Origin of the sequence: Bacillus sp. LNXM65, assembly GCF_002998575.1 — a bacterium.
GTDB lineage: Bacteria > Bacillota > Bacilli > Bacillales > Bacillaceae > Bacillus.
Window position 1 is genome coordinate 487951 of sequence record NZ_PVRB01000002.1, and the last position, 9434, is coordinate 497384.

The window sequence follows — 9434 nt, forward strand, 5'->3', positions numbered from 1 at the left end:
TTAACCTTTCATAGGCATTGTGATATAATTAGGTTCCGAAGAGCGAAAAAATGATCGATGATTATAGGATTACGGATAAACATTACTGCATGAAAGCAGTCAAATAAGGAATGAAGAAAGGAGTTCATGTTTGCAATGAAGAAAGTTATTACTTACGGTACATTTGATTTATTACACTGGGGGCACATTAAGCTGCTCGAACGTGCAAAGCAACTTGGAGATTACTTAGTGGTGGCCATTTCGACAGATGAGTTTAACTTACAAAAATCAAAAAAGGCTTATCATAGCTACGAGCACCGAAAGCTGATTCTTGAAACCATTCGTTATGTAGACGAAGTCATTCCAGAAAACAGCTGGGATCAAAAAATTCATGATGTGCAAGAGCATGATATTGATGTGTTTGTTATGGGAGATGACTGGGAAGGCAAGTTCGATTTCTTAAAAGAACATTGCGAAGTCGTATACTTGAAGAGAACAGAAGGCATCTCGACAACCCAAATTAAAGAAGAAATTGCTGGACTTTAATAGATCAAAAAAGTACTTCTTATCTTTTGGTAAGAAGTACTTTTTCATGTAAAATACAATGAGTAAGTCAACAATATTATGAAGGAGAGCTTCCTTTGTTTCAAAATTGGATGAAAAAAAAAGTTGAAGACACATTGGATCAACCTGAACAACATGAAACAATGACATCAGTTGACATGCCTGATATGGACTACTATTTTATTATGGGTGATGTACCAAAACAGGATGAGAGCTTAACTGAGTCTTTAAAAGCAAGAATAAAACCATTAGCTGATCAACATAAACGTACTGCAATTTTAACTTTGAATTATGATGCAAATGTAAAGGAAAGTATTCACCGCATGGAAGAGATCTTTTCTTCTGATGTTGACATCTTGAATGTGTATGAACACTATATTCTACCGGAAAGCGGTAGTAAGAGACGTTACTCGGAATTTATTGTCAGTGAATCAACGCATTCGATCAATGAAGCAGTGATTCCGGCAGATGAACCCACGATTCAGGTGACGAGATATGAACGATCTTCTTCTCCCATTTGTTATATTGATCAATATAATGAAGAACAGCAATTGGTGAAGAGGGAAGAATACAATTGGCAGGGCGTTTTATGCAGAGTACAAAGCTTTGTTCCCCATACAGGTGCACTATACTTAGAGGAATTGATCAATGACGATGGCAGTATTTATATGGAGTTCATCTACCATGGAGAAGTAAAAAAGAATCCAGTGCGACATATTAATTGGTATAAAAAAACAGGAATTCAAACATTTACAAAGAAGACGGATATTAAACAATTATGGCTATCCAGCATTCAATCACAAAATGACCGTTTGAAACTGATGATCACAGAGGACCGTGATCAAGACCGCCACTTGTTTAAAATTGAGCAGCTTGAAACAACTTATTATGCTGCATTTGTGCATGACGCACATTATGAGGAAGAGCAGCATCAGCTGAAACCCCAATATGAGGAATTGTTTAAACAAATAAGAAAACAGCAAGTGGATGCCGTGTTCTTTGGAGATACTAAGCATAAAGAAGATGTCGAGAAGGTTTTAGGAGAACAAGCCTATTTTTATATTATGTCTTCTGGTAAAATGTCTGTTTGGAATACAGCACTTCATCATATGCTCGAAAATCGTGAGCGTAAAGATGAACTAAGAAGGATTGTGGATTGTACAAAATGGATCTTGCGTGATCTAAGCTCTGAGAACCATGTTCTTCATCTTCAGCTTGAGTTAAAAGATGAAATGAGTCATGCGGATCATGTACAAATCGATTTTGCAGGATATGATCGAGTGAATGGAGCTGAAATCATTTCTCAAACAATCGATGAAAACCTTTTAGTCAGCTTTCCAATTGGCCATTTTCAAACAAAGAAAAACATTGAAATTAACCAAACGAAATATGTTGATTTTTACATCCGGTTTAAGACAAAAGACCGGCAAGAAGTCCTGCATCGCCTAGAAGTAGATGAAGAGTTGCTCACTAACAAACCTTCATCGCTAGATGGATGGTCGTATCAAACGAAACAAGGAAACTATTCTTGGAAAGTGAAGTAGCGATACACTAACAGTAAGATTTCTGAAACAGAGGAGATTAACGATTAATGATTGAAGAGGGAATTCATAAGAAGAGTGTCGTTGAAGGGTTAAAAAATCACCATGATAAACTAGAAATGCTCATTCGCATCGACGATGACATGCCATTAACAGAAAGAGAATTTTATTTGTTTATGAGGGAGAGAGTATCAAAACAAGAACTATTCCTTCCGCTTGTTCATCAAGAAGAGAATCTATTCAAATTGGTATTGAGTGATACATCGCTTCCGCTTGCGTTAGAGCAAGGCCAGACATATAACTTGTATGTCACGGACTATCTGAGCACTAACAAAGAAGAGGATGAAGACGAGCTTGAGGACTCAGCCTATGATTCTGATTCAGAAGAAGAGGAAGATGAAGTAAAAGAAGCGGATAACTTTGAGGTAGAAGAGAAAACGCCATACTATAAACGCCGATTGAAAATGGGAATAGATATGCCTGAGCTGACTTTTTTAGAAAATAAAGACGCCATGCTGTATATTATCCCATACCGCACAGACAAAGGAAATGTTTCTTTGAAAATCAAGCGTGAGCTAAAGGTTGTGAAATTTAATCACATCGATCTCAACAAAGAGTGTACGTTATCTTTATCTGGCTATGCAGGAGTTCTTAGTGCAGAGCATCCTTATCAGATCAAAGAAGTAAGGCTTCTTTTGAAGAAAAATGGTGAAGAACCAATTGAGCATCGTTTTCCGGTAAAAATCACCCATATAAAAGATAAAGTAATCGAATACCGTGATGATCAACACGTACCACAGCTTTATCAATTTTCAGCTGAAGTCCCTTTAGAGGCATTAACCTATTCATTAACCAAACGCCTTGTATATCGCTTCTATCTTGAATTTATTTGCGAGGTAGATGGAGAAGAGGAAACATTAACAACTGCTTCTTTAGTGCTTGGAGACCGCTCGAACAAACTCAAAGGACTTGTTCAAATTCATAAACGAAACGATGTACCGATTCGATATGAAGTGTACCGAAAGAAAAAAAGACAAACGCTTGGCATCCGTATTAATGATTACACAATGAAAACACGTGCCAAGTATTACGTCAAAAGCAAGTGGAAGAAATTTAAAAAGAAGATCAGTAAAATCAAAAAAGTCCGTAACCGTCTTGTGACAAGAACGTTTAAAATGACCTTTAAACTGGCGAGTAAGCTGTCTGTGAAAAAGAAAACGGTTGTTTTTGAAAGTTTTAACGGAAAACAATTCAGTTGTAACCCGCGTGGGATTTATGAGTATATGAAAGAACATCACCCTGAATATACGCTGATCTGGAGTGTTAAAAAGGGTCATGAAGCACCGTTCAAGGAAAAAGGCATCTACTATATCAATCGTCTGTCATTGAAATGGATCTTTGCGATGGCAAGAGCCGAGTATTGGGTCGTAAACAGCCGTTTGCCGCTATGGGTTCCAAAGCCAGATCACACAACATACTTGCAGACTTGGCACGGTACGCCGTTAAAACGGCTGGCAATGGACATGGACGAGGTGCATATGCCTGGAACAAACACGAAGAAATACAAAAAGAATTTCACAAAAGAAGCATCGAATTGGGATTATCTCATTTCTCCAAATGCCTACTCGACTGAAATCTTTACACGTGCGTTCCAATTCCAAAAGACCATGATTGAGTCAGGATATCCGAGAAATGACTTCCTTCATAATCAAAACAATGAAGAAACGATGAGAGCACTGAAACAAAAAATGAACCTGCCGCTTGATAAAAAATTGATCTTATACGCACCGACATGGAGAGACGATCAATTTTATAAAAAAGGGCAGTACAAATTTGATTTAGACCTTGATCTGCATGAGCTAAGAGCAGCTATCGGAGACGAATATATCATCATTTTGCGTATGCACTATCTAGTCGCTGAAAACTTTGATTTAGGACCATATGAAGGCTTTGCCTATGACTTCTCTCATTACGAAGACATTAGAGACCTTTATATGATTTCTAATCTGCTCATCACAGATTACTCATCTGTGTTCTTTGATTATGCAAACCTCAAACGTCCGATGCTGTTCTATGTGCCAGACATTGAAACATATCGTGACAAGCTCAGAGGCTTCTACTTCGACTTTGAACAAGAAGCACCTGGACCACTTGTGAAAGAGACAGCAAGTGTCATTGACTGGGTGAGAGAAACAGAACAGCCAGACTTTACACTACCAGAATCATTTGCGCCGTTTTATGAGAAATTCTGTTACTTAGAGAGCGGGGAGTCGTCAAAGCGAGTGGTTGAAGTGGTGTTTGAATAAATAAAATAATAGGATAAAGGCTTACAGCTGACGGCTTGTAAGCCTTTTATCATGATATAAAGTGAAATATTCCTCAACATCTGTTACAATTATGAGCGGTGCTTTATAAAAAAAGTAATCCCAAAAACTTATATCTAAGGAAGATTAGAATGAACGCAATGTTGACGATACTAAAGGAGCAAATCAGCTCATTTCCGCTGATTATGCGACTTGCTGTTTATGAAACAAAATCAAAATATCAGATGAATTATTTAGGTGTTTTATGGCAGTTTTTAAATCCATTGATTCAAATGCTGGCTTACTGGTTTGTTTTTGGTATGGGCATTCGCGGAGGAGAGCCGATTGTCATTGGCGGCATGGAGGTGCCATTTATCATCTGGATGCTTGCCGGATTAATCCCTTGGTTCTTCATTAGTCCGACGATTCTTGATGGATCAAACAGTGTGTTTAAACGCATTAATATGGTATCGAAAATGAATTTTCCGATTAGTGCGCTGCCGTCTGTGGTGATTATGTCCAACTTGTTCAGCTACTTTGTCATGATGGGCGTCTATTTGATTGTGCTGATTTCCTCAGGCATCTATCCTGACGCACATTGGCTGCAATATATATACTATCTTATTTGTATGATCGCGTTTATGTTTTCGTTTAGTTTGTTTAATTCCACGATTAGCGTACTCGTGAGAGACTATCAATTTCTTTTACAATCCGTGACACGATTACTTTTCTTTTTGCTGCCGATTTTTTGGAATATCTCAGAAAAGCTCACTGGAGACAAAGCGTGGATTGGGGATATATTAAGATTGAATCCTCTTTTCTACATTATTGATGGTTTTAGAAATAGTTTGTTAAAGGGAGAATGGTTCTTCCATGATGTCAAATACACACTTTATTTTTGGCTGATCACGCTTCTTCTTTTAACAGTTGGTTCTTTGCTTCATATGAAATTTAGGGATAAATTTGTCGATTTTCTTTAAAAAGTAAGGAGATTATACGATGAAACTAAAGGTTTCGTTTCGAAACGTATCCAAGCAATACGTCCTATATAAAAAGCAGTCAGATAAGATTAAAGGTCTGTTTTTTCCTAATAAAAATGAAAAAGGTTTTTTTGCTGTCCGTGATGTATCCTTTGATGTATATGAAGGCGAGACGATTGGTTTTGTAGGGATTAACGGGTCTGGAAAATCGACAATGTCGAACCTTCTAGCGAAAATCATTCCACCGACAAGTGGTGAAATTGATATGGACGGCCAGCCTTCGTTAATTGCCATTGCAGCAGGGCTGAACAACCAGTTAAGCGGAAAAGACAACATTCGTTTAAAATGCTTAATGATGGGGCTGACGAATAAAGAGATAGACGAGCTTTATGAAAAAATCGTAGAGTTTGCGGATATTGGCGACTTTATTGACCAGCCGGTTAAGAGCTATTCAAGTGGAATGAAATCACGTCTTGGCTTTGCCATTTCAGCGCATATCGATCCAGATATCCTGATTATTGATGAAGCACTGTCTGTTGGAGACCAAACCTTCTATCAAAAATGTGTGGACCGCATTACAGAATTCAAGGAACAAGGAAAGACGATCTTTTTTGTCAGTCACTCCATTAGCCAAATCCAAAAAATCTGTGATCGGGTGGCTTGGATGCATTATGGTGAGCTTCGTATGTTTGATGATACGAAAAAGGTCGTGAAGGAATATAAGGAGTTTGTTGACTGGTTTAACAAGCTTTCTAAGAAAGAGAAACAAAAATACCAAATGGAACAGAAGGAAGGCAGAAAAGGCGTACAAAAGACAGAAAAGGTGTCTCGCTATCAAGAGAACGGAAAACGCCGCTCATTGTTCGGACCCGCATTTCAAGTGACAGTTTTAGCGGTCTTAACGATATTGCTAGCCTTATCGATGTTTTCAGATCGCCCGCTTCGTACACTGGCGACATTTGGTGCAATCCCATCAGATAAGACAGAAGCGCCTCAGTCGAAGAACCCAGAGACCAAAGAAGCGCCTGATATGAAAAAGGTGGATCAACAGGTGATTGTCACGGCTGATCCACTCAAGGTTTACAAAGACCAAGCCATGAAAAAAAAGGCTGATGTCACTTTGCCATTTGGACAAGAAGTACAGGCTGTGGCTGAAAATAAACAAACCGTTCAAATTAAAACAGCGTCAGAAACGTATTTTGTTAAACCTGCTGCGCTTCAAAATGCAGAGGATTTAAAGTCATTATCTATTGGACCAGGACAGTTTAATTCCTATGTATCGCCTGCATCGGCAGGTTCGTATGAGTATTTACTTTCTTTCCTTGGAAAAGAAGAATCTGTGCTGAAACAGAGAATGCAAACGCTGAGTTCAGTGAAAAATGATCAAGGAGATACGATTGAAAGATTGACCACAGAGAAAACCGACTATGTCATTCAAAATGGTCAGGCAAACACGATTGTGTTTCGCGACATTATGCCAATCTCTCCTTCCACACTTGGGCTGACAGAACAAAATGTCTGGATGAATGAGAAACGAACAAAATTCGCAGTGAAGGGCGAAAACAACCTGTTTGTCATTGATAATGAACAACATACACTGACTATTTCAGTCATTAAATAAAAAAGCTGCCGATGCCGGCAGCTTTTTTCAATTCACTTCTTCTTTTTCGAGAAGCTGTTTCATAAATGGAATGAGCTTCTTTTTCAATTCTTCATCCTGAAGAGCAAACTCAAGCGTCGTTTCAATGAAGCCTTGCTTCTCGCCGACATCGTATCGTTTTCCTTCGAAATCATAGGCAAATACGCGCTGGATGTCATTTAGCTTTTGAATGGCATCTGTAAGTTGTATTTCTCCGCCTGCACCAATCTCTTGCTGATCGAGGTACATGAAGATCTCTGGCGTGAAAATGTAGCGGCCTAGGATGGCTAGATTCGATGGTGCTGTTCCTTGCGGCGGCTTTTCAACAAAGTTTTTGACTTGATAGCGGCGTCCTTCTTGTGTAAGAGGATCAATGATCCCGTAGCGATGTGTATCGCTGTCCGCTACTTGCTGAACACCAATGACAGATGAAAGGGTTTTTTCGTATTCATCCATCAGCTGGCGAAGCCCAGGTGTTTCGGCTTGAACAATGTCATCACCTAATAAAACAGCAAAAGGCTCATCACCGATAAAATTGCGTGCGCACCAAACAGCATGTCCAAGACCTTTTGGTTCTTTTTGACGAATGTAGTGAATATCGGCAATGTTAGAAGATTTCCTTACTTTTTCTAACAGCTCCTTTTTCCCTTTTTCCTCTAGGTTACGCTCAAGTTCTGGAGCAAAATCAAAATGATCTTCAATTGCTCTTTTTCCTTTTCCAGTGACGATAATAATGTCTTCGATACCTGATTCAACAGCTTCTTCAATAATATATTGAATGGTTGGTTTATCAACGATTGGGAGCATCTCTTTAGGCATGGCTTTTGTTGCAGGGAGGAAACGTGTCCCAAGACCTGCAGCTGGTATAATGGCTTTACGTACTTTTTTCAATGTATTTTGCACCGTCCTTAAATACTGATGTGAAAATTAAGAGAATACCACTAAATTCTACCTTACTTTTAAAAGTAATCAAATAAATTTATGATGTTTAAAGTAATTTTAATAGAAAATTGTAAATATAAACAATCAGATCTGTGAAATTTTTATTAATTTTAGCATGGTTAGTTTATCATTCGAAGAGATCTTTTGTATAATAAAAACAATATGTATTGATGGAAAGAGGCATAAACAAGTGAAAAAACTAAATGTAATGACTATTTTCGGTACTAGACCTGAAGCGATCAAAATGGCACCACTTGTCCTTGAATTAAATAAACATCCACAGATAAATTCAATTGTCACTGTAACAGCCCAGCATAGAGAAATGCTTGATCAAGTTCTTGAGGCTTTTTCGATTACGCCAGATCATGATTTAAACATCATGAAGCAGCGCCAGACATTATCTGAAATCACATCAAATGCACTGTTAAAGCTAGATCAATTATTCCAAGAAGAAAAACCTGATATTGTCCTTGTCCATGGGGATACTACAACAACCTTTGCAGGAAGCTTGGCAGCATTTTATCACCAAATTTCAGTCGGTCACGTCGAAGCTGGATTGAGAACACACAATAAATATTCGCCTTTCCCAGAGGAATTGAACCGTCAAATGACAGGCACTATTGCCGATATTCATTTTGCACCTACAGACGAAGCGAAGCAGAATCTTTTAATTGAAAATAAAAAAGAAGAGACCATTTGTGTGACAGGGAATACAGCGATTGACGCCCTGCAAACAACGGTTACTGAGCACTATCAGCACCCTATTTTAGAGAAAATAGGCACGGATAAAATGATCTTGTTAACGGCCCATCGCAGAGAGAATCTCGGACAGCCGATGAAAAACATGTTTAGAGCCATTAGACGTGTTGTAGAAGAGTTTGAAGATGTTCAGGTCGTTTATCCTGTTCACTTAAACCCTGCTGTACGTGATGCAGCTCAGACAGAATTTAGCGGTCTCGATCGGGTACACTTAATTGAACCGCTTGAAGTCGTTGATTTCCATAACTTTGCTGCCGCTTCGCACTTTATCTTAACGGATTCTGGCGGTGTACAAGAGGAGGCGCCTTCTCTAGGGAAGCCAGTATTAGTGCTGCGTGATACAACAGAACGTCCAGAAGGCGTGAAAGCCGGCACGCTTAAGCTTGCAGGTACAGATGAAGAGACCATTTACAAAATGGCAAAAGAGCTGCTAGTAGATCAGGAAGAGTATGACAATATGTCGAAGGCGTCTAACCCTTATGGTGACGGACAAGCCTCGAGACGAATTGTCGAAGAGCTCCTCCATCGATTTGGATTAAGTGAAGAAAAACCTGCCCCATTCAAATCATAAAAAAAGAAGACTACAGTCATGTAGTCTTCTCAGGCTGTCGAGAAAATCTCGACAGCTTTATTTTTTCCTTAAACTTTCCATCTCCTCATTTTATAATAGAGAAAAACCCACTTAAGGAAGGTGTTTTTCTCATGTTCCACACTAGAAATTCTTCTC

General features: G+C 38.7%; 7 protein-coding genes. 6 read left to right on the forward strand and 1 reads right to left on the reverse strand.

What is annotated here, in order from left to right:
- Positions 1–135 precede the first annotated feature (135 nt).
- The 5 genes from tagD (at position 136) to tagH (ending at position 6988) form a co-directional block, all read left to right on the forward strand.
- The gene (gene tagD / locus C6Y03_RS06040; RefSeq protein WP_106039011.1) at positions 136–525 is read left to right on the forward strand and encodes a glycerol-3-phosphate cytidylyltransferase; all 390 of its coding nucleotides are present in this window, start codon (positions 136–138) and stop codon (positions 523–525) included.
- 95 nt (positions 526–620) lie between these two features.
- Positions 621–2087, forward strand: coding sequence for an alpha-glucosyltransferase N-terminal domain-containing protein (locus C6Y03_RS06045; protein ID WP_106039012.1), 1467 nt, complete (start codon positions 621–623; stop codon positions 2085–2087).
- A gap of 47 nt (positions 2088–2134) precedes the next feature.
- Positions 2135–4390: a CDP-glycerol glycerophosphotransferase family protein gene (locus C6Y03_RS06050; protein WP_106039013.1), complete on the forward strand. Its 2256-nt coding sequence runs from the start codon at positions 2135–2137 to the stop codon at positions 4388–4390.
- Between the two features lie 149 nt (positions 4391–4539).
- Positions 4540–5367: an ABC transporter permease gene (locus C6Y03_RS06055; RefSeq protein ID WP_106039014.1), complete on the forward strand. Its 828-nt coding sequence runs from the start codon at positions 4540–4542 to the stop codon at positions 5365–5367.
- Between the two features lie 19 nt (positions 5368–5386).
- On the forward strand, positions 5387–6988 hold the full coding sequence (gene tagH / locus C6Y03_RS06060) for a teichoic acids export ABC transporter ATP-binding subunit TagH (protein ID WP_106039015.1): 1602 nt from the start codon (positions 5387–5389) through the stop codon (positions 6986–6988).
- A 27-nt stretch (positions 6989–7015) separates the two neighbouring features.
- Here the strand turns inward: tagH and galU are convergent, their stop codons facing one another.
- Complete coding sequence (galU, locus tag C6Y03_RS06065) at positions 7016–7897, reverse strand: UTP--glucose-1-phosphate uridylyltransferase GalU (protein ID WP_106039016.1); 882 nt, start codon at positions 7895–7897, stop codon at positions 7016–7018.
- Positions 7898–8138: 241 nt separating this feature from the next.
- On the opposite strand from galU, the gene wecB reads away from it, so the two are divergent.
- Positions 8139–9278: a non-hydrolyzing UDP-N-acetylglucosamine 2-epimerase gene (wecB, locus tag C6Y03_RS06070; RefSeq protein WP_106039017.1), complete on the forward strand. Its 1140-nt coding sequence runs from the start codon at positions 8139–8141 to the stop codon at positions 9276–9278.
- Positions 9279–9434: the final 156 nt, after the last annotated feature.

Coding starts and splice junctions, on each gene's coding strand:
- tagD (WP_106039011.1), top strand. CDS start 136: ATGAAGAAAGTTATTACTTACGGTACATTTGATTTATTACACTGGGGG.
- C6Y03_RS06055 (WP_106039014.1), top strand. CDS start 4,540: ATGAACGCAATGTTGACGATACTAAAGGAGCAAATCAGCTCATTTCCG.
- C6Y03_RS06050 (WP_106039013.1), top strand. CDS start 2,135: ATGATTGAAGAGGGAATTCATAAGAAGAGTGTCGTTGAAGGGTTAAAA.
- tagH (WP_106039015.1), top strand. CDS start 5,387: ATGAAACTAAAGGTTTCGTTTCGAAACGTATCCAAGCAATACGTCCTA.